This window comes from Streptomyces sp. NPDC026092 (genome assembly GCF_040638605.1).
Classification (GTDB): domain Bacteria; phylum Actinomycetota; class Actinomycetes; order Streptomycetales; family Streptomycetaceae; genus Streptomyces.
The window spans coordinates 229,086-255,694 of the sequence record NZ_JBEZYN010000002.1; the positions used below are offsets into that span (position 1 = coordinate 229,086).

At 72.2% G+C, this 26,609-nt stretch carries 19 protein-coding genes; 6 read left to right on the forward strand and 13 right to left on the reverse strand.

Going from position 1 to position 26,609, the window contains the following annotated elements:
- Window positions 1-28 precede the first annotated feature (28 nt).
- Complete coding sequence (locus AB0F56_RS03695) at window positions 29-955, reverse strand: proline dehydrogenase family protein (protein WP_362003539.1); 927 nt, start codon at window positions 953-955, stop codon at window positions 29-31.
- Between the two features lie 181 nt (window positions 956-1,136).
- Here AB0F56_RS03695 and AB0F56_RS03700 point away from each other — a divergent pair, with 181 nt between their 5' ends.
- From AB0F56_RS03700 to AB0F56_RS03710, 3 genes are read left to right on the forward strand one after another with little or no spacing between them, the layout of a single operon-like run.
- Window positions 1,137-2,324 (forward strand): helix-turn-helix domain-containing protein, encoded by a 1,188-nt coding sequence (locus tag AB0F56_RS03700; RefSeq protein WP_362003541.1) that lies wholly within the window; start codon window positions 1,137-1,139, stop codon window positions 2,322-2,324.
- Between the two features lie 37 nt (window positions 2,325-2,361).
- Complete coding sequence (locus AB0F56_RS03705; protein WP_362003543.1) at window positions 2,362-3,510, forward strand: DUF1266 domain-containing protein; 1,149 nt, start codon at window positions 2,362-2,364, stop codon at window positions 3,508-3,510.
- Window positions 3,507-4,679, forward strand: coding sequence for a DUF1266 domain-containing protein (locus tag AB0F56_RS03710; protein ID WP_362003545.1), 1,173 nt, complete (start codon window positions 3,507-3,509; stop codon window positions 4,677-4,679). The genes AB0F56_RS03705 and AB0F56_RS03710 overlap by 4 nt, the downstream gene beginning before the upstream one ends.
- 27 nt (window positions 4,680-4,706) lie before the next feature.
- On the opposite strand, the gene AB0F56_RS03715 is transcribed toward AB0F56_RS03710, so the two are convergent.
- The 7 genes from AB0F56_RS03715 to AB0F56_RS03745 all read right to left on the reverse strand — a co-directional run bounded on the left by AB0F56_RS03715 (window position 4,707) and on the right by AB0F56_RS03745 (window position 15,316).
- Window positions 4,707-5,285, reverse strand: a complete 579-nt coding sequence (locus AB0F56_RS03715; protein WP_362003547.1) for a TetR/AcrR family transcriptional regulator — start codon at window positions 5,283-5,285, stop codon at window positions 4,707-4,709.
- 96 nt (window positions 5,286-5,381) lie between these two features.
- Window positions 5,382-6,971 carry a phosphoglycerate dehydrogenase gene (serA, locus tag AB0F56_RS03720; RefSeq protein ID WP_362003549.1) on the reverse strand — a complete coding sequence of 530 codons (1,590 nt, stop codon included), beginning with the start codon at window positions 6,969-6,971 and terminating at the stop codon, window positions 5,382-5,384.
- A 237-nt stretch (window positions 6,972-7,208) separates the two neighbouring features.
- Window positions 7,209-8,210, reverse strand: a complete 1,002-nt coding sequence (gene ilvC, locus AB0F56_RS03725; RefSeq protein ID WP_362003551.1) for a ketol-acid reductoisomerase — start codon at window positions 8,208-8,210, stop codon at window positions 7,209-7,211.
- 119 nt (window positions 8,211-8,329) lie between these two features.
- Window positions 8,330-8,854 carry an acetolactate synthase small subunit gene (gene ilvN, locus AB0F56_RS03730; RefSeq protein ID WP_215065241.1) on the reverse strand — a complete coding sequence of 175 codons (525 nt, stop codon included), beginning with the start codon at window positions 8,852-8,854 and terminating at the stop codon, window positions 8,330-8,332.
- Between the two features lie 31 nt (window positions 8,855-8,885).
- Window positions 8,886-10,763: an acetolactate synthase large subunit gene (locus AB0F56_RS03735; protein ID WP_362003553.1), complete on the reverse strand. Its 1,878-nt coding sequence runs from the start codon at window positions 10,761-10,763 to the stop codon at window positions 8,886-8,888.
- Between the two features lie 246 nt (window positions 10,764-11,009).
- Complete coding sequence (locus AB0F56_RS03740) at window positions 11,010-13,856, reverse strand: EAL domain-containing protein (RefSeq protein WP_362004026.1); 2,847 nt, start codon at window positions 13,854-13,856, stop codon at window positions 11,010-11,012.
- 497 nt (window positions 13,857-14,353) lie between these two features.
- Window positions 14,354-15,316 carry a 2-hydroxyacid dehydrogenase gene (locus AB0F56_RS03745; protein WP_362003555.1) on the reverse strand — a complete coding sequence of 321 codons (963 nt, stop codon included), beginning with the start codon at window positions 15,314-15,316 and terminating at the stop codon, window positions 14,354-14,356.
- Window positions 15,317-15,391: 75 nt separating this feature from the next.
- On the opposite strand from AB0F56_RS03745, the gene AB0F56_RS03750 reads away from it, so the two are divergent.
- The 3 genes from AB0F56_RS03750 (at window position 15,392) to AB0F56_RS03760 (ending at window position 17,964) form a co-directional block, all read left to right on the forward strand.
- Window positions 15,392-16,393, forward strand: coding sequence for an aldo/keto reductase (locus AB0F56_RS03750; protein ID WP_362003557.1), 1,002 nt, complete (start codon window positions 15,392-15,394; stop codon window positions 16,391-16,393).
- Window positions 16,394-16,608: 215 nt separating this feature from the next.
- Entirely contained in the window at window positions 16,609-17,730 is a 1,122-nt protein-coding gene (locus AB0F56_RS03755; protein WP_362004029.1) for a PQQ-dependent sugar dehydrogenase, read from the forward strand.
- A 21-nt stretch (window positions 17,731-17,751) separates the two neighbouring features.
- Complete coding sequence (locus tag AB0F56_RS03760) at window positions 17,752-17,964, forward strand: DUF6191 domain-containing protein (RefSeq protein ID WP_362003559.1); 213 nt, start codon at window positions 17,752-17,754, stop codon at window positions 17,962-17,964.
- Window positions 17,965-17,979: 15 nt separating this feature from the next.
- Here the strand turns inward: AB0F56_RS03760 and AB0F56_RS03765 are convergent, their stop codons facing one another.
- The 5 genes from AB0F56_RS03765 to AB0F56_RS03785 all read right to left on the reverse strand — a co-directional run bounded on the left by AB0F56_RS03765 (window position 17,980) and on the right by AB0F56_RS03785 (window position 26,492).
- On the reverse strand, window positions 17,980-21,015 hold the full coding sequence (locus AB0F56_RS03765) for an AAA family ATPase (protein ID WP_362004030.1): 3,036 nt from the start codon (window positions 21,013-21,015) through the stop codon (window positions 17,980-17,982).
- 33 nt (window positions 21,016-21,048) lie between these two features.
- Complete coding sequence (locus AB0F56_RS03770; RefSeq protein ID WP_362003561.1) at window positions 21,049-21,231, reverse strand: hypothetical protein; 183 nt, start codon at window positions 21,229-21,231, stop codon at window positions 21,049-21,051.
- A 131-nt stretch (window positions 21,232-21,362) separates the two neighbouring features.
- A complete protein-coding gene (locus AB0F56_RS03775) occupies window positions 21,363-21,899 on the reverse strand; it encodes a hypothetical protein (protein ID WP_362003563.1) in 537 nt (178 codons plus the stop codon).
- A 51-nt stretch (window positions 21,900-21,950) separates the two neighbouring features.
- Window positions 21,951-24,215 carry an MMPL family transporter gene (locus tag AB0F56_RS03780; RefSeq protein WP_362003565.1) on the reverse strand — a complete coding sequence of 755 codons (2,265 nt, stop codon included), beginning with the start codon at window positions 24,213-24,215 and terminating at the stop codon, window positions 21,951-21,953.
- Between the two features lie 192 nt (window positions 24,216-24,407).
- Window positions 24,408-26,492: a phosphocholine-specific phospholipase C gene (locus AB0F56_RS03785; RefSeq protein WP_362003567.1), complete on the reverse strand. Its 2,085-nt coding sequence runs from the start codon at window positions 26,490-26,492 to the stop codon at window positions 24,408-24,410.
- Between the last annotated feature and the right edge of the window lie 117 nt (window positions 26,493-26,609).

Below are 26,609 nucleotides of genomic sequence, written 5' to 3' on the forward strand. Positions count from 1 at the left end.
GTCTCGTAACTCCTTTTGAGGGGTGGGCTCAGCCCTTGGTGAGGATGGAGCGGGCGAAGAAGAGGAGGTTGGCCGGCTTCTCCGCGAGGCGGCGCATGAAGTAGCCGTACCAGTCGGTGCCGTACGCGGTGTAGACGCGCATGCGGTGGCCTTCGGCGGCGAGACGGTTCTGCTCCTCGCTGCGGATGCCGTAGAGCATCTGGAACTCGTACTCGTCCAGCTTGCGCCCCGCGCGGCGGGCGAGCTCCTGGCCGATGGAGATCAGGCGCGGGTCGTGGGAGCCGATCATCGGGTAGCCCTCGCCCTCCATCAGGATCTTCATGATCCGGACGTAGGCCTTGTCGATCTCGGGCTTGTCCTGGAGGGCGACGGAGGCGGGCTCCTTGTAGGCCCCCTTCACGATCCGGACGCGGGAGCCGTTGGCGGCGAGGCGGCGGGCGTCGTCCTCGGTGCGGAAGAGGTACGCCTGGATGACGCAGCCGGTCTGCGGGAAGTCCTTCCGCAGCTCCTCGTGGATGGCGAACATCGAGTCGAGGGTGGTGTGGTCCTCGGCGTCGAGGGTGACCGTGGTGCCGATCTCGGCGGCGGCCGCGACGACCGGGCGGACGTTGGCGAGGGCGAGCTCGTGGCCGCCCTCAAGGGCCTGGCCGAACATGGAGAGCTTCACGGACATCTCGGCGCGCTCGCCGAGGCCCAGCTCCTTCAGGCGGCCGACGAGCTCCAGGTACGCGTCGCGCGCGGCGTGGGACTGCTCGACGGTGGTGATGTCCTCGCCGACGACGTCGAGGGTGACCTCCAGGCCGCGGCCGGTGATGTCCTGGACGATCGGGATGACGTGGTCGACCGTCTCGCCGGCGATGAACCGGTCGACGACCTGCTTGGTCCCGGGCGCTGCCGACACGAAACGGCGCATCTTGTCGCTGCGGGACGCGGCGAGGATCACGGGACCCAGCACGGGGACCTCCAGGAAGGCAGGGTGACGAAGGGTGCCTACCCGATCTTTCGTAAGCAATCGGGAAAGCACGGAGAACCACCGTGAAACCTAAGGATCGCTCCGATCCTCTGCCATCGACAGCTGTCACGCATCCGTGGGCGGCATCTCATACATATGTCTGAAGGGGTGCGAGAATGGCGCCGTGAAGGGCGATTACCAAGAACTGGTGGACGAGATCTCCGCGCTGCTCGGTGCTCCCGCGACGCTGGAGAACCGTGACTTCGGGCTGATCGCCTTCGGCGCCCACGACAGCGACGACGACACGGCGATGGACCCCGTCCGGACGCGCTCGATCCTGACCCGGAAGTCGACCCCGGCGGTCCGCTCCTGGTTCGAGGGCTTCGGCATCACCCGGGCCACCGGCCCGGTCCGTATCCCGGCGGCCCCGGACGCGGGCGTGTTCCGGGACCGCATCTGCCTTCCGGTACGCCACCGGGGCGTCGTCCTCGGCTACGTCTGGCTCCTCGACGCCGAGCCCGGGCCGACGCACGCCCAGCTCACCGCCGCCATGGAGGTCGCCACCCGGATCGGCGGCCTGCTCGCCGACGAGGAGCGCGCGGGCGCCGACCTCTCGCGCGAGCTGCGGGCCGCCCTGACGGCGGAGCGCGGCTGGCAGTACGACATGGCCCTCACCGCCCTGCGGACGGCCCTGGGCGCGGACGCGGAGGGCCTGCACGCCCTGGTGTGCCTCGCGCCGTGGCCGGACGAGGACAGCCCCTCCGCCCGTACGGTCCCGGGGGCCGCGGTCCTGTGCACGGTGCCGTGGCGCGCTCCGGGGGGCGCCGACGCCGGCGCGGGCCCCGGACCCGGACCCGGGGCTTCCGCCGGACGCGCCCTCGCCGTTCTCGTGCGCCTCCGGGCCGCCGACAACCTCGCGCCCGCCGTGGCCGCCGCCGAGCGGCTCCGGGGCACGCCGGGCGAGGGCGCCGTCACCGGGATCGCCGAGCCCCGCCGCGGCCTCGCGGACCTGGACGTCTCCTGGCGCGAGGCCACCGCGGCCGCCCGCACGGCGAGCGCCCAGCCGCACCTGGGGCCGCTCGCGGAGTGGGCCGCCATCGGCCCGTACCGTCTCCTGACCGCCCTCCCGCCTGCCGAGCCCGACCCCGCGGTGCGCGTCCTGCTCACCCCCGCGCACCACGAACTGGCCCGCACCGCCGAGGTGTTCCTCGACAACGCGGGCCAGGCGAGCCGCACCGCGACCGCCCTCGGCATCCACCGCCAGACCCTCTACTACCGCCTCTCCCGCGTCGAACAGCTCACGGGCCTCGACCTGGACGCGGGCGAGGACCGCCTGCTGCTGCACATGGCCCTCAAGGCGGCCAGGCTCTGAACGCGGGCCCCCTCGGGCCGGTTTATAGGATCTCCCCATGACCACGGGGAGTTGGGCACCGCCGACGTACACCGAGCAGCTGTTGTACGAGGCGGGTGAGCGCGGGGACCGGGCGGCCGTCCTGGACGCCCTCGGGCGGACCCGCCTGTACGTGCTCCTCCCCAGGCTGCACGCCGACGTGCCCGGCCACACCCCGCCGCTCCCCAGCCGGCGCGACAAGGCCGCCCGGCGCACCGTCGTACCGGTGCTCACCGAGGGCATGCTGCCGCCGTGGCACCCGGAGTGGGTGTTCAAGCAGACGACGATCGACAAGCTCGCCGCCGCCTGGCCGAACGACCGGTGGTGGCTCGCGGTCAACCCGGACACCCCGTTCGAGGCCGCCCTGCCGGCCCGCTCCGCCGACCGGCGGGCCTGGCAGGAGGCGGGCGCGCGCGGCGGCGGACCCGCGCGGCTCCGGCTGCTCACCCACGCGGGCGAGCACCTGCACGGGCCGGTCGCCCACGCCCTCGCCCTCGGCGCGCACCTCGCCGTCCTCAACGGCCTGGTGTGGAACCGGCTCGGCGCCCAGTACGAGGACTACCCCACGGACGTCTCCCGGCTGCGGCGCCCCTGGGTCGTCCACCACCGCGCGGACTTCCGGGACAAGCTGCGGACCCTGATCGCCACCCGGCTCGTCGGCCGGGTCCCCGAGGCCGTCCTCGGGGTCCGGCGCCGTCTCACCGCGCGCCTCGGCGGCCCGCCCACCGACGAGCAGTGGGCGGCGGCGGTCACCGAGACCTTCGAACGGGAGGACCCCTACGGGGAGGACCGGGCCGAGGCCGTCGAGTTCCTGCGCCGGATCACCCACTACGAGGGACGGTTCCGTGCCGACGGCCTCCTCCCGCCGGGCGGCCGGGTCGACACCCTCGCCGCCTTCGACCACGGCCGCGCCGTGAACGTCGTACGGCTCGCGCTCGGCGCCCGCTACTGCGATCCGCAGGAGGCGGAGCAGTCCGTCCTGAGCGTCCTCGAAGCCGCCCGCCGGGCGTACGGCTCCTGGGAGGAGTTCTCGCTCGGCTACGTGCTGGCCCGGCTGATCCACTTCGACGAGGGCGACCCCGAGCCGATGTACCAGGAATCCCTCACCCTCCACCGCACGCTCACGCAGGACGCGTCGAGCCCCTACCGGAACATCCCGTGGTCATGAGCCCTCGCCGCCCGCCCGCTCCCCAGGCAGCCCCCTGGATCCCGCCGTCCGAGACCGAGCAGTCGCTGTACGAGGCGGCGCAGCGCGGCGACTTCGCGGAACAGCTCCGTGTCCTGGCCGGGGCCGAGCTCTTCATCGCCGCCCCCAGGGCCGAGGTGGACGCCGACCCGGACACCGTCTGGTGGCGCCCCCAGCAGGCGGCCAAGGGGCTCGTCGTCCGGCCGGTCCTGACGCGCGGGATGCTGCCGCCCTGGCATCCGGAGTGGGTGTTCCACCAGGTCACCCTGCGCTGGGTCGCCGAGTTCGAGTGGCGCGACCCCCGGGTGCTCCTCTCGGTCAACGGCGGCACCCCCGGCCAGTTGCTGCTGCCGACCACGCCCGAGCACCGCGCGGGGTGGCTGCGGGTGTACGCCGAGAAGGAGCGGGGTTCGGGCGACCGGTTCGTCGCTCTGCGGCACGGCCCGCTGCACGGCCCGCTCGCCTTCGGTCTCGGCTGCGGCGCCCATCTGGCGTTCGGCAACGGCGTCCCGTGGAACGACGTGGGCTCGGCCTACATGGGGTACACCACCATCCTCGACACGCTCCGCGACGGCTGGGACGTCACCGACCGCGAGGGCTGGCGCAAGGAGCTGGACGCGCTGCTCGACGGGCGCAACAGCCCGCCCGAGCCGGACTTCACCCTCCGGGTCCGCGAGCAGCTGCGGGCCGCCCGCGGCGCGGTCCCTTCGCCTGACGAGTGGCGCGAGACGGCCGCCGGGCACGCCCAGGACCTGGGCGCGAAGCCAGTGACGGTGCGTCATATCGAGGCGCTGGTGCGCCGCATCCTGCGCTACGAGGCCCGGTTCCGGGCCGACGGGCTGCTGCCCCCGGACGGGCGGGTGCGGAAGACGGTCGCGTACGACTACGGGCGTGCGGTCAACGTGGCCCGCTGGGGCCTGACGGCCCGCTTCTGCACGCCTCCGGAGGCGGAGCAGGCGATCGTCCACGCGGGCGCCCTCGCCCGCTCGGCCTACGGGTCGTGGGAGGAGTACTCGGTCGGGTACGCGCTGGGGCGGGTGCTGCGCTTCGACGGGGAGGAGTACGGCCCGTACCACGAGGACAACGTGGCCGCCCACCGCGTCCTGACGGAGCACGAGGGCAGCCCCTGGCGGAACATCCCCTGGCGCTGAGCCGCCCAACTACGGGTGAATCCGGCGCTATTGCTCGCCCATCAGCACCTTGAGCCCGGCCGTCAGATCGTCCGCCGTCGGCGCCGTCTCGGGGTCCACCATCCACTGGATCATCACGCCGGTGGCGAGCGCCTGGCAGAGGAGGCCCGCCACCCGGGCGTTCTCCGGGTCCGCCTCCGGGTCGAGGCCGAGGAAGACCTCCGCCATGCCCAACCGGCCCTCGCGCTGCGGCTCCTTGATGGCCTCGCGGAGCTTCTCGTCGTCGTCGAGACGGGTGACGACCTCGGTCTGGAGCTTCCAGACCGGGCGGCTGGCCTCGGCAGCGGCGATCACCTGCTCCCAGACCGCGTGGAAGCGCGCGTACGGGTCGGCGGGCAGCGTCTTCCTGTTCTCGCCGCTGCCCGCCGGGCCGACCTGATTGCCCCACTCCTCCGTCAGCGCCAGGAACGCCTGCTGGAGCAGCGCGTCCTTGGAGCCGTAGTGGTAGCCGATCGAGGCGAGATTGGTGCCCGAGGCGGCGACGATGTCGCGGGCCGTGGTGCGGGCGTACCCCTTCTCCAGGAGGCAGCGCTTGGCGCCTTCGAGCAGGTCTTCCTTGTGTCCCATGACAGCACTGTACCCGGCCACTAGACAATCGTGTAAGACGGTTGTCTAGTGGCCGGGTACGAGTACGTCAGCGGCAGGAGGGCCGGTCGGACCGGGTCAGACCAGGTTGACCGAGCGGGCCGAGGCCGCGCCGATCTCGGCCGCGATCTCGGAGAGCACCGCGGCCGGAACCGTGTCGTCCACGGTGAGCACGACGAGCGCCTCGCCGCCCTCCTCCGCGCGCGCCACCTGCATGCCCGCGATGTTCAGACCGGCCTCGCCGAGGATGCGGCCGACGGTGCCGACGACACCCGGGCGGTCCTCGTAGCGCAGCACCACCATGTGGTCGGCGAGCGCCACGTCCACGTCGTAGTCGCCGACGGCGACGATCTTCTGGAGGTGCTTGGGGCCGGCCAGCGTGCCGGAGACCGCGACCTCCTCGCCGCTGGAGAGCGTGCCGCGCACGGTCACCACGTTGCGGTGGTCCGGGGACTCGCTGGAGGTCGTCAGCCGGACCTCGACACCGCGCTCCTGCGCGAACAGCGGGGCGTTGACGTACGACACGGTCTCGTCGACCACGTCCTCGAACACGCCCTTGAGCGCGGAGAGTTCGAGCACCTTCACGTCGTGCTGGGTGATCTCGCCGTAGACCTCGACGTCGAGCCGCGCCGCGACCTCGCCCGCGAGCGCGGTGAAGATCCGGCCGAGCTTCTCGGCGAGCGGCAGACCCGGCTTGACGTCCTCGGCGATGACACCGCCCTGGACGTTGACCGCGTCCGGGACCAGCTCACCGGCGAGCGCGAGGCGCACCGAGCGGGCGACCGCGATACCGGCCTTCTCCTGCGCCTCGTCCGTGGACGCGCCCAGGTGCGGGGTGCAGACGACCTGGTCGAGCTCGAAGAGCGGGGAGTCCGTGCAGGGCTCCTTCGCGTACACGTCGAGGCCGGCGCCGGCGACCCGGCCCTCCTTGAGGGCGGTGTACAGCGCCGCCTCGTCGACGATCCCGCCGCGCGCGGCGTTGACGATCCGGACGGACGGCTTGACCTTGTGCAGCGCCTCGTCGCCGATGAGACCGAGGGTCTCCGGGGTCTTCGGCAGGTGGACGGTGATGAAGTCGGCGACCTCCAGGAGCTCGTCCAGGGTCAGCAGCTTCACCCCCATCTGGGCGGCGCGGGCCGGCTGCACGTAGGGGTCGTACGCGACGATCTTCATGCCGAACGCGGACATCCGCTGGGCGACCAGGACACCGATGCGGCCGAGGCCGACGACGCCGAGGGTCTTCTCGCTGAGCTCGACGCCCGTGTACTTCGACCGCTGCCATTCGCCGTTCTTCAGCGCGGTGTTGGCCTGCGGGATGTTGCGCGCGGTGGCGACGAGGAGGCCGCAGGCGAGCTCGGCGGCGGTGACGATGTTGGAGGTCGGGGCGTTCACGACCATCACGCCCGCCTTGGTGGCGGAGGAGACGTCGACGTTGTCCAGACCGACACCGGCGCGGGCGACGACGCGCAGCTTCTTGGCGGCGGCGATGGCCTCGGCGTCGACCTTGGTCGCGGAGCGGACCAGGATCGCGTCCACGTCGGCGATGGCGGGGATCAGCTCGGCGCGGTCCGCGCCGTTGCAGTGCCGGATCTCGAAGTCCGGGCCCAGGGCGTCGACGGTGGCGGGCGACAGCTCTTCAGCGATGAGTACGACGGGTTTCGAGCTCACGTGAGTCCTCACAGATCCAGTGCGGACGGCCGTCCCGACGGCCGCAGGCGGTGGAGGGGGCTTGCCGCGTGAAAGCGCACGACGCTGTGGGCCTGAACGCGAATGTTGTTGAGCAGTGTAGTGGTGCGTTGGCGCGATTCATGCGCCTCGTTGGCAGGATCACCCGTCCGTGGTTGGACGGCCTGTCCAACGATGGAGGTGGGGCCGGACACTGTGTCCGGCCCCACCTCGGAAGGCTTACGCCTCCTCGTCGTTCACCCAGCTCATGAGCTTGCGCAGCTCCTTGCCGGTGGTCTCCAGGAGGTGCTTCTCGTCCTGGGTCTTGTACTCGTTGTACTTCTTCAGACCGCCGTGGTACTCGTCCATCCAGTTCTTGGCGAAGGTGCCGTCCTGGATCTCGGTGAGGACCTTCTTCATCTCGGCCTTGGTGACGTCCGTGATGATGCGCGGGCCGGTGATGTAGTCGCCCCACTCGGCGGTCTCGGAGACGGACCAGCGCATCTTCTCCAGGCCGCCCTCGTACATGAGGTCGACGATGAGCTTCAGCTCGTGCAGGCACTCGAAGTAGGCGATCTCCGGCTGGTAGCCGGCCTCGACCAGGGTCTCGAAGCCCGCCTTGACCAGCGCGCTGGCGCCACCGCACAGGACGGCCTGCTCGCCGAACAGGTCGGTCTCGGTCTCCTCGGTGAAGGTCGTCTTGATGACGCCCGCACGCGTGCCGCCGATGGCCTTGGCGTACGAGAGCGCCAGGGCGAACGCGCCGCCCGTGGCGTCCTGCTCGACCGCGGCGATCGCGGGGACGCCGCGACCCTCCTCGTACTGACGGCGGACCAGGTGGCCCGGGCCCTTGGGGGCGACGAGCGCGACGTCGACGCCGGCCGGGGGCTTGATGAAGCCGAAGCGGACGTTGAAGCCGTGCGCGAAGAAGAGGGCCTTGCCGTCCTTCAGGTTCGGCGCGATGGACTCCTCGTAGACCTTGGCCTGGATCGGGTCCGGGATCAGGATCATGATGACGTCGGCCTCGGCCGCGGCCTCGGCGGGCGTGACCACGCGCAGGCCCTGCTCCTCGGCCTTCGCCTTGGACTTGGAGCCCTCGTGCAGGCCGACGCGGACGTCGACACCCGAGTCACGGAGCGACAGCGCGTGGGCGTGCCCCTGGCTGCCGTAACCGATCACCGCGACCTTGCGGCCCTGGATGATGGACAGGTCGGCGTCGGCGTCGTAGAACAGCTCGGCCACTGGGAATCTCCTTGAGGTGCTGGTGTTACGTCCCACCGTACGGCGGGGAGCGGAAGGAAGGTTTTCGGGTCTCGCCTGGCGGACCGCCGCGGTGGACGGCGGTCGGCCGGGGTCGACGGTCAGGCGCTGCGGTCGAGGGCCCGCAGGGAGCGGTCGGTGATGGACCGCGCACCACGCCCTATGGCGATCGTGCCGGACTGCACGAGCTCCTTGATGCCGAACTGCTCCAGCATCTTCAGCATGGCGTCGAGCTTGTCACTCGAACCGGTGGCCTCGATGGTGACGGCCTCGGGCGAGACGTCCACGGTCTTGGCGCGGAACAGCTGGACGATCTCGACGATCTGGGAGCGGGTCTCGTTGTCGGCGCGGACCTTCACCAGGACGAGCTCGCGCTGGATCGCGGCGCTGGGCTCGAGTTCGACGATCTTCAGGACGTTGACCAGCTTGTTGAGCTGCTTGGTCACCTGCTCGAGGGGCAGGTCCTCGACATTCACCACGATGGTGATGCGGGAGATGTCGGGGTGCTCGGTGACACCGACGGCGAGGGAGTCGATGTTGAACCCGCGCCGGGAGAACAGCGCGGCGATCCGGGCGAGGATGCCGGGGGTGTTCTCCACGAGGACGGAGAGCGTGTGCCTTGTCATTGCGTCGTTCCTCTTCCTACGGCTCTCGGTCTCAGTCGTCTTCGTTGTCGCCGAAGTCGGGGCGGACGCCCCGGGCGGCCATGACCTCGTCGTTGGAGGTGCCGGCGGCGACCATCGGCCAGACCTGGGCGTCCTCGTGGACGATGAAGTCGATCACGACGGGGCGGTCGTTGATGGCGTTGGCCTCTTCGATGACCTTGTCCAGGTCGGCCGGGTCCTCGCAGCGCAGCGCGACACAGCCCATGGCCTCCGACAGCTTGACGAAGTCGGGGACGCGGGTGCCCTTGCGCGGCGCCGAGCTGGCGCCGACCTGGGAACCGGTCGCCTCGTGGCCCGTCTCGTCGGCGTGCAGGACCGTGCTGGAGTAGCGCTGGTTGTAGAAGAGGGTCTGCCACTGGCGGACCATCCCGAGGGCGCCGTTGTTGATGATGGCGACCTTGATCGGGATGTTGTTGAGCGCGCAGGTGACCAGTTCCTGGTTGGTCATCTGGAAGCAGCCGTCGCCGTCGATCGCCCAGACCGGGCGGTCCGGCATGCCGGCCTTGGCGCCCATGGCGGCGGGGACCGCGTAGCCCATCGTTCCGGCGCCGCCGGAGTTCAGCCAGGTGGCCGGCTTCTCGTAGTCGATGAAGTGGGCGGCCCACATCTGGTGCTGGCCGACGCCGGCCGCGTAGATGGTGTCGGCGGGGGCGAGCTGGCCGATGCGCTGGATGACCTGCTGCGGCGAGAGGCTGCCGTCCTCCGGCAGGTCGTAGCCGAGCGGGTAGGTCTCGCGCCAGCGGTTCAGGTCGCTCCACCAGGCGGTGTAGTCGCCCTTGCTGCCCTCGGCGGCCTCGGCCTGGACGGCCTGGATCAGGTCGGCGATGACCTCGCGGGCGTCACCGACGATCGGGACGTCGGCGGCGCGGTTCTTGCCGATCTCGGCCGGGTCGATGTCGGCGTGGACGATCTTGGCGTACGGGGCGAAGCTGTCCAGCTTGCCGGTGACGCGGTCGTCGAAGCGGGCTCCGAGGGCGACGATCAGGTCGGCCTTCTGCAGCGCGGTGACGGCGGTGACCGCACCGTGCATGCCCGGCATTCCCACGTGCAGCGGGTGGCTGTCGGGGAACGCGCCCAGCGCCATCAGGGTGGTGGTGACGGGGGCGCCGGTGAGCTCGGCGAGGACCTTCAGCTCGGCGGTGGCGCCGGCCTTCAGGACACCGCCGCCGACGTACAGGACGGGGCGCTTGGCGGCGGCGATGAGCTTGGCGGCCTCGCGGATCTGCTTGGCGTGCGGCTTGGTCACGGGGCGGTAGCCGGGCAGGTCGGTCTGCGGCGGCCAGCTGAAGACCGTCTTCGCCTGCAGGGCGTCCTTGGCGATGTCGACCAGGACCGGTCCCGGACGGCCGGTGGAGGCGATGTGGAAGGCCTCGGCGATCGTCTTCGGGATGTCCTCGGCCTTGGTGACCAGGAAGTTGTGCTTGGTGATGGGCATCGTGATGCCGCAGATGTCCGCCTCCTGGAAGGCGTCCGTACCGATGGCCTTCGAGGCGACCTGACCGGTGATCGCGACCAGCGGGACGGAGTCCATGTGGGCATCGGCGATCGGGGTGACCAGGTTGGTGGCGCCCGGACCCGAAGTCGCCATGCACACGCCGACCTTGCCAGTGGCCTGGGCGTAGCCGGTGGCCGCGTGGCCCGCGCCCTGCTCGTGCCGGACCAGGATGTGGCGGACCTTCTTCGAGTCCATCATCGGGTCGTACGCCGGCAGGATGGCGCCGCCCGGGATGCCGAAGACGGTGTCGGCCCCTACTTCCTCGAGAGAACGGATGAGGGACTGCGCACCCGTGACGTGCTCGACGATGGTGGCGGACTGTCCGCCGTTACGGGTCCGCGGCTGCGGATGGTGCCCGGTGGCCTGCTCGGTCATCAGCATTCTCTTCTCGAAGCAGAGGGTCTTTGCGGGGGTTTTGCCAGGGTTTGACGTGAGCCGGTGCAACAAAAAACCCCTCGTGCCGGGAGGCAAGCGAGGGGAGCGCGTCGGGTGCGTTCAAGCGGGGCCTTCAGGGCCCTGCTTCAGCCGACGCGCTTTCCAAGTACGAGAATTCGGGTGCGCATGGCACTGACCCTCCCCCCGAGCCACTACCAGTGTCAAGTGGGTGGGACAGGCGTCTCATTATTTGAGCGGATCGGGGGACGCGGGGAGCCTCTCCCCCACGGGAACAGCCGCCCCACCAGGGAGGGGATACGCGTCCCTGACGAGCGCGCGGCGCAGCCGGTACTCGTCGAGCGGGCCCGAGAACGCCATGCCCTGGCCATGGGTGCAGCCCATGGCGCGCAGCGCGAGGACCTGCTCGGGGACGTCCACCCCGTCGGCCACGGACTGGAGCCCGAGGTCCGAGGCGATGCGGAGCAGCCCGCTCGTGATCTTACGGAGCCGGGCTGATTCGACCACCCCCTCGACGAGCCCTCTGTCCAGTTTCAGTACGTCGACGGGGAGGCGGCGGAGCGCGTTGATCGCCGCGTAGCCGCTGCCGAAGCCGTCGAGGGCGATCCGTACGCCGAGCCGGCGCAGGGCCACCAGGCGCTGCTCCAGGTCGTCGAAGGAGACCCGGGGGTCGTTGTCGGCCAGCTCGATCATCAGGGAGCCGGACGGGAGCCCGTGGCGGGTGAGCAGCGCCTCGACGGAGCCGAGGGGCAGGGAGCGGTCGAGCAGTCTGCGGGCGGGGAGCCGGACGGAGACCGGGGTCCGGTGGCCGAGCGCGGCCCGCTCGGCGGCCTGCTCGACGGCGTGCTCCAGGAGCCAGCGGCCGAGCTCGGCGATCCGCTCTCCGTCGTCGGCGACCCGCAGGAACTCGGCGGGCGTGAAGAGGATGCCCTGCGCGGAGCGCCAGCGGGCCTGGGCGTGGACAGCGGTGATCCGGCCGGTGGTGAGGTCCACGACGGGCTGGTGGAGCAGGGCGAACTCGCCGTCGTCGAGCGCCGTGCGCAGCCGGGTGGCCAGTTCGGTCCTGCGGGCGACCTCGGCCTGCATCTGCGGGGCGTACATCTCGACCCGGTCCTTGCCCGCGGCCTTGGCGCGGTACATGGCGAGGTCGGCGTTGCGCAGCAGCTCTCCGGCGCTGATGCCGGGTTCGGCGAAGGCGACGCCGATGGAGGCGGCGACCCGCACCTCGTTGCCGCCCTCGACGCGGTACGGCTGGGAGAGCGTGAGGCGCAGCCGGTCGGCGATCTCGTGGACCTGGCACTCCCGGGCCACCCGGTCCCGTGAGCCGTCGCCGAGGATGAGCGCGGCGAACTCGTCGCCGCCGAGCCGGGCGGCGGTGTCCCCGGCCCGTACGGAGTCCTGGAGCCGCCGGGCGGCCTGGATCAGCAGTTCGTCCCCGGCCTGGTGGCCGAGGCGGTCGTTGACGCCCTTGAAGCCGTCGAGGTCGATGAAGAGCACGGCGGTGCCGGGGTCCGAGGCGCGGCGGCCGGCCAGCGCCTTGCGGACGCGCCGGGTGAAGAGCGCGCGGTTGGGCAGGTCGGTGAGCGGGTCGTGCTCCGCGTTGTGCTGCAACTGGGCCTGGAGGCGCACCCGTTCGGTGACGTCCCGGCTGTTGAAGATGAGGCCGCCCTGGTGGCGGTTGACGGTGGACTCGACGTTGAGCCAGTCGCCCCGGCCGGAGCGGAAGCGGCACTCGATCCGGGTCGTCGGCTCCTCCGAAGGAGGAGTGGCGAGAAAGCGCCGGACCTCGTGGACGACCCCGCCGAGGTCCTCGGGGTGGATGAGCGAGGCGAGTTCCTCGCCGATCAGGTCCTCGGCCTCCCGTCCGTAGACGCCCGAAGCGGCGGGGCTGACGTACCGGAGTATGCCGGTCGGCGCGGCGATCATGATCACGTCGCTTGAGCCCTGCACCAGGGACCTGAAGTGGTTCTCCTGCTGGGCCAGTTCATGGGTGAGGGCGATGTTGTCGAGGAGCATGATGCCCTGGCGGACGACCAGGGCGAGCACGACCGTGCAGCCGGTGAGGACGACCACGCGGTCCACTCTGCGTCCCTCGACGACGTTGTACAGGATGCCGAGCGTGCAGACCGCGGCGGCGAGATACGGCGTGAGGGCGGCCAGCGAGCCCGCGATCGGGCGGCTGTGGTGGCGGGCCGCGCGCGCCGCCGCGGAGCCCGTGACGGGCGCGGTACGGCTCGCTCCCCAGGGGGCGTACGCGAGCAGCAGGGAGCCCGCGAACCAGCCGGCGTCGAGGAGCTGGCCCGAGGTGTAGTTCTCGCGGAGCAGCGGGGAGGTGAAGAGGGCGTCGCACAGCACGGTGAGGGCGAGGGCGGCGATGGCGGTGTTGATCGCCGACCGGTTCAGCTGCGAGCGGCGGAAGTGGAGGGCCAGGACCATGCTGACGAGAACGATGTCAAGCAGCGGGTACGCGAGGGTCAGCGCGGCTCTCGCGACGCTCTCGCCCTCGAAGTGGGCGGTGTGCGCGAGGGCGAGGCTCCACGAGAGTGTGAGCAGCGAGCCGCCGATGAGCCAGGCGTCGAGGGCGAGGCAGACCCAGCCGGCCCGGGTGACGGGCTTCTTGGCGAGGACGAGCAGCCCGACGATCGCGGGCGGCGCGAAGAGCAGGAAGAAGACGTCGGCGAGGGACGGGCTGGGCACGTCCTGGCGGAGCACGACTTCGTACCACCCCCAGACCGCGTTCCCGGCGGCGGCCATCCCCGAGGAGAAGGCGAAGAGCAGCCAGGCGGGGCGGAAGCGGCTCTCGTGCACGCGCGCGTAGAGGAAGCAGGAGACGGCGGCGGCCAGGGCGGCGGCGCTCAGGCCGAAGTCGCCCATGACCAGGGCGAGTCGCTCGGAGCCCCAGCCGAGGGCGGCGCCGGTGGCGTACCCCGCGCAGATGAGCCCGAGGACGACCTGGGTGAGGAGCGTGGGGACCCCGGAGCGCGCGGGGCCCGGCCGTGTCTGCCCCGGCCCGGTGGCGGCCCCGCCCGCGCCCGTGACGCGACCGCGCTCGATCAGCGCACCGGGGGCGTTCATCGCCCCCGCCGGCCTTCCGTGCGCGTGGTCACGCGCGGGGGCGGCGGCGCCGTCCGGGCCGGCGTGCCGGTGGTCGTCGTGGGTGCCGGTGTTCCGATGGTCGTCGGCACGCGAGGGTCCGGTAACGCGATCGGCGGCCGGGACCGTGTCGGCGCTGCGCCGGTCGGTCTGGGCGGGCAGGGCGGTGGTGCCGCCCGGCCCGCGGAGTCGGGCGCCGCATGGGGGCGACCCGGTGTCGTCGTCGCGGGCGAGGGTCGTCGACGGCGGCCCCGCCGCGTCGGATCGTCGGTCCATCGGCCGTACGTCACCCGTCGCCCCCCTCGGAATCTGATGTCCCGTCACTTCACTCCCCGGCGTCAGCTCGTACTCGACGCAGTCCCCCGCTTCGGGACGATACACCAGGACCGTCACTCAGGGGCAGGGTCGCAGTACTCTCCGTGACGGCCCGGGGGCTCGCGACAGGCGCACCGAGGGGGCGCGTGGGGCCGGGCGCCCGCTCAGGTGGTCAGCACCACGTTGGCCGGCCGCTCCCCCGCCGCGAAACGGGTGAGCTGGGCGGCGATCAGCCGCTTGGCCCGCGGCATGAACGCCGAAGTGGAACCGCCGACATGGGGGCTCACCAGAACACCGGGAGCGTGCCACAACGGGTGGCCCGGCGGCAGGGGTTCGGGGTCGGTCACGTCCAGGGCGGCGGTGATCCGGCCGGACTCGACCTCCTTGAGCAGCGCGGCGGTGTCCACCACGGGACCTCGGGCGACGTTCACCAGAAGGGCGTCGTCCTTCATCCGGGCGAGGAAGCCCGCGTCGGCGAGATGCCGGGTGTCGGGCGTGAGCGGAGTGGACAGCACGACCACGTCGGCCTGCGGCAACAGGGCCGGAAGCTCCGCCAGGGCGTGTACGGGACCGCGCTCCGTGGTGCGTGCGGAGCGCGCGACGCGCACCACCCGCGCGCACTTGAACGGAGCGAGCCGGTCCTCGATGGCGGCGCCGATGGATCCGTACCCCACGATCAGCACGGACTTGTCGGCGAGCGCCGGGTAGAAACCGGCCCGCCACTCCTCCTTGTCCTGGCCGCGCACGAAGCCGGGGATGCCGCGCAGCGAGGCGAGGATCAGGGCGAGGGTGAGTTCGGCGGTGCTGGCCTCGTGGACGCCCTTGGCGTTGCACAGGTCGACCCCCGGCCCCAACGAGCCGATGCCGGGCGTCACATGGTCCGTTCCGGCCGACAGGGTCTGGACGACACGGACCGAGCTCATCGCGGCGAGCGGCCGGATCGCGATCTCCGTGCCCTTCATGTACGGCACCACGTAGAACGCGCACCGCGCCGGGTCGGCGGGAAAGTCGGGACCGCCGTCCCAGAAGCGGTAGTTCAGACCCGACGCGCCCGGGTCGGGAAGCCCTTCGACCTCGTCGGCCGGAATCGGAAGCCACACGTCAGGGGTCGTCTCATCGAGTGTCATGACCGGGAGGCTATGCGAAGAATCCCGGCCGGCATTGGTTACTTTGGGGGACGGCACAGGGAGGGGTACCGGCAGGTGGAGCGCAGGACTATCGGGGCGGCACCGCTCGACGTGGGCGCGGTCGGCCTGGGCTGTATGCCGATGAACTGGGCCTACAGCTGCTCGCAGCAGCGCGGGGACCGGTCGCTGCGCACGGTGCACGCGGCGCTCGACGCCGGGGTGAGCCTGCTCGACACCGCCGACATGTACGGGCCGTTCACCAACGAGTTGCTGGTGGGGCGGGCGTTGAAGGAGCGCCGGGCGGATGCGTTCGTCTCGACCAAGTGCGGCCTGCTCGTGGGCGATCAGCACATCGTGGCCAACGGTCGGCCCGGGTACGTGCGCCGGGCCTGCGACGCCTCGCTGCGGCGGCTGCAGACGGACGTGATCGATCTCTACCAGCTGCATCGGGCGGACCCGGAGGTCCCGGTCGAGGAGACCTGGGGCGCGATGGCCGAGCTGGTGTCCGCGGGCAAGGTGCGGGCGCTCGGATTCTGCGCGGTCGGCGCGCGGGCGGCGCGGCGCGGATCGGCGGCGGATGTGTTCGAGGGAACGATCCGGCAGCTGGAACGGGTCCAGCAGGTGTTCCCGGTGAGCGCGGTGGAGGCCGAGCTGTCGGTGTGGTCGCGGGAGGCGCTGGCGCGGCTGCTGCCCTGGTGCGAGGCGCGGGGCGTGGGGTTCCTGGCCGCGATGCCGCTGGGGAACGGGTTCCTGACCGGGACGCTGACGCCGGGCGGCGGTTTCGAGCCGGACGACCCGCGGGCCAGGCACCCCAGGTTCACGGCCGAGATGATGGCCGCGAACCAGCCGCTGGTGGCGGGGCTGCGGCGGGTGGCGGCGCGGCACGGGGAGGACGTCACCCCGGCGCAGGTCGCCCTGGCGTGGGCGTTGGCGCAGGGGCCGCACGTCGTGCCGATCCCGGGCGCCAAGCGGGAGCGCTGGGCGGTGGAGAACGCGCGGGCGGCGGAGCTGGCCCTGACGGCCGGGGACCTGGCGGAGATCGCGGGGCTGCCGCGGCCGCGCGGATCGTGGGACTGAGGGCGCGGGCGGGAATCCGGGGCGAGCGGTTCCGGCGGGAGCGAACCCGGCGGGCGGGAATCCGGGGCGAGCGGTTCCGGCGGGAGCGAATCCGGGAGCGAACCCGGCGGGCGGGAATCCGGCGGCCGGGAACCTGATCGGGCCGAGCGGTGTATCAAGGGTAGTGATCGCCGCTTGAAGGGATCGGGACCGTGGGCCGAGCTTATGTGGGTGCCGTGGGGGCCGTGGGAGTCGCCGCGCTGCTGGGGCTGCTGACCGGGTGCGGGTCGGGCGGGGACGGGGAAGGGGCCTCGCCGGGCTCCCCCTCCGTGTCCGCGCCCGCCTCCTCGTCCGCGTCCGCCTCGGGATCGGGGTCGCGGGGCGCCCCGGGCTCCGTGCGCGTCGCCGGGACGCTGACCGAGGACCTGGAGTCGCCGTGGGGCGTGGCCGCGCTGCCGGACGGTGACCTGCTGGTCGCCTCGCGCGACGAGCGCACGGTCACCCGGGTCGACGCGGACACCGGGAGAAAGACGCCGCTCGGCGAGGTGCCGGGGGTGGTTCCCGGCGGAGAGGGCGGACTGCTCGGCCTCGCCGTGCGGGACGGCATGGTGTACGCGTACTTCACGGCGGAGTCGGACAACCGCATCGTCCGCATGCCGTACGGAGGCGGGGCCGGGGACCGCCTCGGCGCGCCCGAGGTGGTCCTCGCGAGCATCCCGAAGGGGAACGTGCACAACGGCGGGCGGATCGCGTTCGGCCCGGACGGGATGCTGTACGCGGGAACGGGTGAGCGCGGGGAGACGGGGCTCGCGCAGAGCCCGGGGTCGCTGGGCGGCAAGATCCTGCGCATGACGCCGGAGGGCAGGCCGGCGCCTGGCAATCCGTTCCCGGACTCCGTGGTCTATTCGCTCGGCCACCGCAATGTGCAGGGCCTGGCCTGGGACGGGGACGGAAGGCTGTGGGCGGCCGAGTTCGGGCAGAACACCTGGGACGAGCTGAATCTGATCGAGGCCGGGAAGAACTACGGCTGGCCGAAGGTTGAGGGCGTGGCGAACGTGTCCGACTTCGTGGACCCGGTCGCCCAGTGGAGAACGGACGAGGCCTCGCCCAGCGGCATCGCGTACGCCGAGGGCGCGATCTGGATGGCGGGGCTGCGCGGCGAGCGCCTCTGGCGGATCCCGGTGTCCGGAGCGGAACGCTCCGGGGACCCCGAGGCGTTCCTCGTGGAGGAGCACGGCCGGCTGCGCACGGTCCTGGCAGCGGGTGACGGTCGGCTCTGGCTGACGACGAGCGAGACGGACACCCGGGGCACGCCCGGGCCCGGCGACGACAAGATCCTCCGGTTGGAGGTGAAGTAGGAGGCGGAGACGATGTTCAACATGACGGAAGAGCTGTTCGCGCCCGGCCGTCAGCACACCGAGGACGAGCGGCAGCGCCTGGAGCTCACCCGGGAGGACCCGGGCGACGCGGACCCCGCGCGCGGGCCCATCGACCTCAGCTCCGGCGCCGTGCTGATACGCCTGCCGCAGCCGGTGACCGTCCGCGACGAGGACGGCGACGGCGGCGACGGGGACGACGACGAGACTCCCTAGGGCGGGAGCGTCCGCCTAGGCCGTCGGTTCCAGGAGGCGGAGGCGGTGGGCCAGGGCGGCGGCCTCGCCCCGGCCGGAGACGCCGAGTTTGGCGAGGATGTTGGAGACGTGGACACTCGCGGTCTTCGGTGAGATGAAGAGTTCCTCGGCGATCTGCCGGTTGGTGCGGCCGGCGGCGACCAGGCGCAGGACGTCCTGCTCCCGGGGGGTCAGGCCGAAGCCGTCGTCGCCCGGCTCCGCTTCCGGGGCGCGGTCCGGTGCGGTCAGCGGGAGGCGGGCGCGGGCGGCCAGGAGTTCGACGTCCTCGCGGAGCGGCTGGGCGCCGAGGCGGACGGCCGTGGCGTGCGCCTCGCGGAGCAGCGCGGCGGCCTCCTCGCGCCGGCCGCCCTCGGCCAGGAGGGCGTCGGCGAGGCGGTGCCGGGCGAGGGCCAGGACGTAGGGGCGCTCCACGGCCTCGTACGCGGCGACGGTCGCGGTCCAGCGTTCGACCGGGTGGCGGCCGTCGGCGCGGTCCAACTCGGCCGAGGTGTGCCGGGCGTACGCCTCCCAGACGGGCGCCGGGGTCGCCATCTGCCGGGCGCTGCGCCGGAGCAGGGCGAGGGACTCCGCGCGGCCCTCCTCGGCGGCGGGCAGGCCGAGGGCGTCCGCCTCGGCGGTGGCGGCGGCGAGGAGCAGCGGCCAGGCCTCGCGGTGGGTGCCGGGCGGGAAGCCGGTCTCGACGGCGGCGGCGAGCACGGTCCGTACGTCCTGGATCCGGCCTCCGGCGGCGGCGATGCTCAGCTCGACCTGCTTCCTCGGCACGACGTACTGAGGCATGGGGTCGGCTTCGCCGAAGTGCTCGCGAGCCAGGGCAAGTTGGGTGGTAGCCGTGGCGAGTTCGCCCCGGGCGACGGCCAGTTGGGCGAGGCGGAGGGCGGCGGAGCCGCGCGGCTTGGAGCTGGTCCCGGAGTGCTCCAGCCACTCGCAGTTGCGCTGGGCCTCGTCCCAGAGACCGAGGGAGAGCTGGGACTCGGCCTGGTTGGCGCGGATCCAGCCCTGGCTGTCGAGAAGGCCGTGGGAGCGGGCGAGGCGGAGGCCGTCCTCGGCGACCTCGACGGCCTCCCGGGAGCGGCCGAGGTTCTCCAGGACGTGGGAGAGGTTGACGTGGGCGCGGGAGCACTCGTGGTACAGGCCGAGGGCGCGGGTGCGGTCGCGGGTCGCGTACATGGCAGCGAGCCCGGCCTCGCGGTCGCCGGCGCTGACCTGGAGGGTGCCGAGGGTGAGACGGGCGCCGAGTTCGATGGGCTCGTTGTCGACGAGGCGGGCGTACTCCACGGCCCGTTCGGCGGCGGCGAGGCTCTCGGGTCCCGGCTTGTGGAGCATGCCCCAGCCGGCGGCCACGACGAGGACGCGGGCGTGGACGGCGGACGGCGGGAGGCCCTTGACGAGTTCCTGGGCCTTCGCGATCTCGGCCCAGCCGTCGGAGCGGCCGAGGCCGGAGACGATGCGGGACCGCTCGCACCAGAACCAGGCGGCGCGGAGCGGGTCGGTCTCGCCGCCCTCCTCGGAGGAGTCGAGGAGTCGAAGGGCCATCTTGCCGATCTTCAGGGCGCGTTCGCGTTCCCCGGCGAACCGGGCGGCGATGGCGGCCTCGGCCAGCAGATCGAGGTAGCGCAGCGGGGTCGTGACCGGGTCGCAGCCGCACGCGGGGTAGGCCTCGACGTAGTCGATGGGCCGCAGCGCGTCGCGGACCGCGGCGGGGACCTCGTCCCAGAGCTCCATGGCCCGTTCGAGGAGGCTCAGTTGCTCGGCGTGGGCGTAGCGCTTGCGGGTCTCCACGGAGGCGCGGAGCACGGCGGGCAGCGCCTTGGCCGGGTCGTGGGCGTGGTACCAGTACGTGGCGATCCTGGTCACGCGCTCGTCGGAGCGGACGAGCGTGGGGTCGGCCTCCAGGGCCTCGGCGTAGCGCCGGTTGAGCCGGGAGCGTTCGCCGGGCAGCAGGTCGTCGCTGACGGCCTCACGGACCAGGGAGTGCCGGAAACGGTAGCTGTCGCCGTCGGGGACGGCGAGCAGGATGTTGGCGCCGACGGCGGCCCGGAGCGCCTCGATCAGGTCGTCCTCCGAGAGCCGGGCGACAGCGGCGAGCAGCGCGTACTCGACGGTGGAGCCGCCCTCGGCGACGATCCGGGCGACCCGCTGAGCGTCCTCGGGCAGCGTCTCGACGCGGACGAGCAGCAGGTCGCGCAGGGAGTCGCTGAGGGAGCCGACGGCGCAGCCGGCCTCGTGGGAGACGACCAACTCCTCGACGAAGAAGGCGTTGCCGTCGGAGCGGTCGAAGACCTCGTCGACGAGTCCGGCGTCCGGTTCGGCGGCCAGGATGCCGGTGAGCTGGCGGCGCACCTCGGCGCGGGTGAAGCGGGCGAGTTCGATGCGGCGGATGGTCCGCAGCCGGTCGAGTTCGGCCAGCAGGGGGCGCATCGGGTGGCGGCGGTGGATGTCGTCGGAGCGGTAGGTGGCGACGACCACGATCCGGCCCCGGCGCAGGGTGCGCAGGAGGTAGGAGAGGAGGTGCCGGGTGGACGCGTCGGCCCAGTGCAGGTCCTCCAGGACGAGGACGATCGTCCGGTCGCCGGCGAGGCGCTCCAGGAGCCGTACGGTCAGCTCGAAGAGGCGGGCGGTGGAGTCCTCGTGGGACGGCTCGTGGCTGCCGACGTCACCCAGCTCGGGCAGGAGCCGGGCGAGTTCGCCCTCCTGGCCCGCGGCCGCGGCGGCCAGTTCGTCCGGCAGTCGGCGGCTGAGCGAGCGCAGGGCCGTGGAGAAGGGCGCGAACGGCAGCCCGTCCGCGCCTACTTCGACACAGCCTCCGACAGCGACGTACGCGCCCCGGTCGCAGGCCGCCGCCACGAACTCCTCGATGAGCCGTGTCTTGCCGACGCCCGCCTCGCCGCCGACGAGCAGCGCCTGGGGCTCGCCGTCGCCGGCGCGGACGAGGGCGTCGGTCAGGGCGGCTGTCTCACCGGCCCTGCCGACGAACACGGGACTGACTGACCTGGTCTCCACGCCGCCGAGCATCGCACAGCCGTCCGGGTTGACACCCACAAGGGGTCACGCGGCCCGGGCGAAACGGTCCCGCGCCTCTCCCACCCGCCCTTCGGATTCGTGCTCGCCGGACCGGGCGGCGGCCTTCGCGGCCCGCCGCGCCGTGACGGCCTGACGGGTCAGGCGCTGGGCGGCGGCCTCACGGACGAGCTCGGCGTGGTGCAGGCGGTTCAGTTCGTACGCGAACATCTCGTTCTCCCCTGGTGTCGGTATCGCTCCTTGCGATGCCTCCACTCTCGTGGCCCAGGGGGTGCGGCCACATCGGGCGAGTGCCGCATGTTCGGGGTACGGGGGGCCTTAGGCGGGCCCCGGGCGGTGCCTTAGGGCGCGGTCGGGAGACTCAGGAACAGGTCGAAGTACATCCCCGCCGACAGGAACATGCCGATGCCGCCAAGGACCGCGCCGGCGACGGCCACCGCACCGACCCACGCGGGGCGCCGCGGGCGGGTGAGGACGAGGACGGCGACGATGAGGGCGAGGAAGGCGAAGACCCCGTTGACGAGGGCGGTGGCGTGCCAGGCGTCGGCGTAGATCTCGTTGATCTGCTGGGCGGCGGTGCCGCCCTGGGCCTTGATCTGGCCGATGAGCGTCTCGCGCTCGCTGCTGACCTTGCCCACCCAGGTGCCGGTGAGGGCGGCGAGCCCGAGCCCGGCGGAGACGACGGCGGCGGCCCCGGCGCCGATCCCGTCACCGGCGGGGGCGACCGGAGCCTCTTCGAGCTCGTCGAGATCCTCGTCGAGGTCCTCGTCGCGCTCGTCCTCGAGCTTCTGGTCCGCCTCGTCGACCGGCTCGACGGCCTCGGCCTTCTCCTCGGCCTCGGTGTTCTCGGTGGTCGTCTTCTCCGTCTTGATAGTCATACGCCGCACGCTAGGTGCCGCGGATGAGAAGTGTCTTAAGACGCCTTCTCGTCACGCCTTCTCGTCCACCGCCACGCGCTGCGCGGGGATGGCGGCGGCATCGGCGTCCAAGACGACCTCCGCGTCCAGGACGACCTCGGCGTCCCGCGCGTCGGCGGCGGCCCGGGACTCGGGCGGTTCGATGCTGATGCGGGGCATGCGGCGGTCGAGCCAGCGCGGCAGCCACCAGTTGGCGCCGCCGAGCATGTGCATGAGGGCCGGTACGAGCAGGGTCCGCAGGACGAAGGCGTCCAGGGCGACGGCCGCCGCGAGGGCGATGCCGAACATCGCGACGACCCGGTCGCCGGAGAGCACGAAGGCGAGGAAGACGGAGATCATGATGACCGCCGCCGAGTTGATCACGCGGCTGGTCTCGGCGAGCCCGACCCGGACCGCCCGCCGGTTGTCTCCGGTCTCCAGCCACTCCTCGTACATCCGGCTGACCAGGAAGACCTGGTAGTCCATGGAGAGCCCGAAGAGCACGGAGACCATGATCACCGGCAGGAAGGGCTCGATCGGGCCCGCGCTGCCGAGCCCGAGCAGTTCGCTCCCCCAGCCCCACTGGAAGATCGCGACGACGATCCCGAAGGCCGAGGCGACGGCCATCACGTTCATCAGGGCGGCCTTCAGCGGGATGCCGATCGACCGGAAGGCGACCAGGAGCAGCAGACAGCCGAGCGCGATGACGACGCCGACGAAGAGCGGCAGCTTGCCGACGATGATCTCGGCGAAGTCGTCGTACGAGGCGGTCACGCCCCCCACGTGCACATCGAGCGACGTGCCCCGCTCGGCCGTGGGCAGGACGTCCGTGCGCAGCCGGTCGACCAGCTCGCTGGTGGCCTTCGACTGCGGCGAGGAGTCCGGTACGACGGTGAGGACGGCGGTGTCGCCGGCGCTGTTGTACGTGACCGGGGAGACCGACCCGACGCCCTTGGTGTGCGCGAGCGCGGCCGGCAGCTCGCCGAGCGCGACGCGGTCGTCGGCGCCGTCGATCTGGGCGACGAGGGTGAGCGGCCCGTTGACGCCGGGCCCGAAGCCGTCGGCGAGCAGGTCGTAGGCCTGCCGGGTGGTCGAGGTGGCCGGGCCGTTGCCCTGGTCGGAGGTGCCGAGGTGGAGCGAGAAGGTCGGCAGCGCGAGGACGGCCATGACGACGGCGGCGACCACGCCGAGCAACTTGGGGTGGCGCTCCACGAAGGCGGACCAGCGGGCGGCGAAGCCGGTCGGCAGCTCGGGCTGCGGCCCGTGCTCGGCCAGCTGCCGGCGCTCGCGGCGCGAGAGCGCCCGCATGCCGATCAGGGAGAGCAGCGCGGGCAGCAGGGTGACGGAGGCGGCGACCGTGAGGACGACGGTCAGGGAGGCGGCGATGGCGACGCCGTTGAGGAAGCTGAGGCGCAGGATCAGCATGCCGAGCAGCGCGATACAGACGGTCGCCCCGGCGAAGACGACGGCGCGGCCGGTGGTCGCGACGGCGATCTCCGCGGATTCGGGGACCGAGAGCCCTCGTTTGAGGCCCTTGCGGTGGCGCGTGACGATGAAGAGCGCGTAGTCGATGCCGACGCCGAGGCCGATGAGCATGCCCAGCATGGGGGCGAAGTCGGCGACGGTCATCACATGACCGAGGAGCGCGATCCCGGAGTACGCGATGCCGACGCTGACCAGCGCGGTGGCGATGGGGAGCGCGGAGGCGGCGAGCGAGCCGAAGGCGAGGAAGAGGACGACGGCCGCGACGGCGACGCCGACGGCCTCGGCGACATGGCCGCCGGAGGCCTCCGTGAGGGCGACGGCGCTGCCGCCGAGCTCGACCTGGAGGTTCTCGCCCCCGGCGGAGCGGGCGGTGTCGACGAGCGCCTGGGCCTGGGACTTCGGGATGTCGTCGGCCTGCTCCTGGAAGGTGACGGCCGCGAAGGCGGTGTGCCCGTCCTCGCTGATCTGCGCCTGGGCGCCGGGCCCGGGGCCGTACGGGGAGGCCACGGAGGCGATGCCGGGGAGCTCGGCGACCTCGTCGAGCACGTCGGTCATGCGCTGCTCGACGCCGGCGGCCCGGACGGTGCCCTTGTCGGTGTGCCACACGATGGTGTTGCCGTCACCGCCGCTGCCGGGGAAGCCCTTTTCGAGGAGGGCGGTGGCGCGGCCGGACTCGGTGCCGGGGACCTCGTAGTCGTTGGAGTACGCGGAGCCGGCGACCGACGCTCCGGCGACAGCGCCGCCGAGGGCGACGAGCCAGAGCAGGACGGCGACGAGGCGGTGCTTGATGCACCACCGTGCGATGGCTGCCAAAGGACGTGCTCCCTGGTGGTGGTTCGTGGATCTTTACCGGGGAACAGCCCGAAAAGAACACTTGACCTGGATGAGCCCACTCTCGCAGCCCAATAAGATCAAATGCCCCATTCGTGTCGATACTCACAGCGCCGCGCGGAGGCTCGGGCCTTTGGACCCGGGCCCCCGCGCGAACGCCGCGTACGAGGGGTCTCAGCCGGAGACGCTGGCCCGCCCGTTCTCGATGTGCCCCATGAGCCGTCGGCGGAAGCCGCCCGGGGCGGTCACCTCGACGTCGTACCAGCCGTGCGCGTCGGCGGCCGAGTGCACGAGGGTACGGCTGCGGCCGGGCTTCACCTTGACCGTACGGCTCCAGTCGCGCAGGTCGCCGAGGTCTTCGGGGTCCACGTATCCGAGCGGGCGGACGGTGAAGGAGACCGGCGCGGAGCCCGTGTTCCGTACGGTGAGATGCAGGTCACGGTCATGGTGGTCGATGTGCGAGGCGAGCTCGGCGCCGCCCGTCGCCGGACCCTCGAACTCGCGGCGGAAGCCGTTCGGGCCGGTGATCGTGAACCGGTAATGATCACGCGTAAGGGGTACCGCCCACTGTGCCGTGCCCCTTACATCGCGGTGCTGGGGGACGGTGAACTCACCCGCGTACGGGTACAGCGCGAAGTGCGCGGAGCCCTTCCCGGTGTTCTTGAGGTCGACGGTGATCTCGGCGCCGACCCGCGCCTGGGCGTCCGGCTGGTACGGCAGCGGCCTGGCCGGGCGGGTGCCCGGCTCCTGGACCGGCATCGTCTGGACCAGCGGGGGCTGCGGCCGCCAGCGGCCGGAGAACGGCGGGATCGGGCCGGGCTCCTGGACGTCGGGCTGCCGGTGGGTGCGCCGGAAGTCGAAGGCGGAGGTCAGGTCGCCGACGGCGGCCCGCCGCCAGGGGGTGATGTTGGGTTCCTTGATGCCGGTGAGCTGCTCCAGGAAGCGGATCACCGAGGTGTGGTCGAAGGTCTCGGAGCAGACGTAGCCGCCGAGCGACCAGGGCGAGACGACGAGCATCGGGACCCGGATGCCGAGGCCGGTGGGCAGGCCCTTCCAGCGCTCGTCCGTGTTGTCGGCCGGCGGGACGGGCGGCGGCACGTGGTCGAAGAAGCCGTCGTTCTCGTCGTAGTTGATCAGCAGGACGGTGTGACGCCAGACGTCCGGGTGCGCGCCGAGGGCGTCGAGCACCTTGTAGACGAGGGAGGCGGAGGCGACGGGCGAGGAGGAGCCGGGGTGCTCGGAGTCGATCGCGGACGGCACGAGGTACGAGACCTCCGGCAGCGTCCCGGCGGCGACGTCGGCGCGGAAGGCGTCGGCGAGCTTCCCGGTCTCGACCCGGCGAAGGCCGCGCTCGAAGAGCGAGCGCTCGGCGGCGCTGAGCGTGGCGACCCCGTCCTCCAGGGCGGCGAGCAGCCGGGCCCGCTCACCCGCGTCCTCGGTATCCCGCACGGCGGCGTAGAAGGACTCCATGAAGGTGTGGCCGCCGGTCGGGGCGAGGGCCTTGCGGGCGATCTTCTTGAAGGAGGTGAAGAACTCGATGTTGTTGTCGGTGAAGTTCTCCCACTCCGTGTACGTCTTCCAGCTCCGCCCGGCCGCTTCGAGGCGCTCGGCGTAGGTGGGCCAGGAGTAGCCGGGGTGGGTGCCCTCGGCGTACGCGGCGTTGGTGACGGCGCGGCTGCCGTCGGCCTCGTAACCGGTCCAGCCGGACCACAGGTGGTTGCGGTTGGGGCTCGTCGAGGTGTGCGTGGACGAGTGGTAGGCGTCGCAGATGGTGAAGGTGTCCGCGAGCTCGTAGTGGAGCGGGATGTCCTGGCGGTCGTAGTACGCCATGGTGGCGGCGGTCTTGGCGGAGACCCAGCCGTCCATCCAGCCCTCGTGCCAGGCCTTGGCGCCACCGCTCCAGGAGTGGTCGAGGTCGCCGATGTACTGGAGGTCCTTCGCCTGCGTCTCGGCCGCGCCCCGGATCGGGAACGGCAGCACGGTCCGGCCGAGGGCGGCGGGCTGCTCGAAGACGGGCTTGCCGGAGGGCAGCTCGATCGCGTTGCGGTCACCGAAGCCGCGGACACCGCGGAGGGTGCCGAAGTAGTGATCGAAGGAACGGTTCTCCTGCATGAGGATCACCACGTGCCGCACGGCGGACATGCCCCCGGCCGGCGGCCCCGCGGCGATCGCCTCCTGGAGCGACGGCGGGAGCAGCGAACCGGCAGCCGCGGCGCCGAGCGCGCCTCCGCCCAGGGCGAGCACCTTGCGGCGGGACATCCGGGACTTCTCGGGGGACAAGACCGACCTCCAGTCGACGGCCAATGGTTCGCCTTCGAGCCATTGGGTGGTACCTGGGGGACGGTAGTGAGGCCGGGTGACGGAGAGAAGACCCGA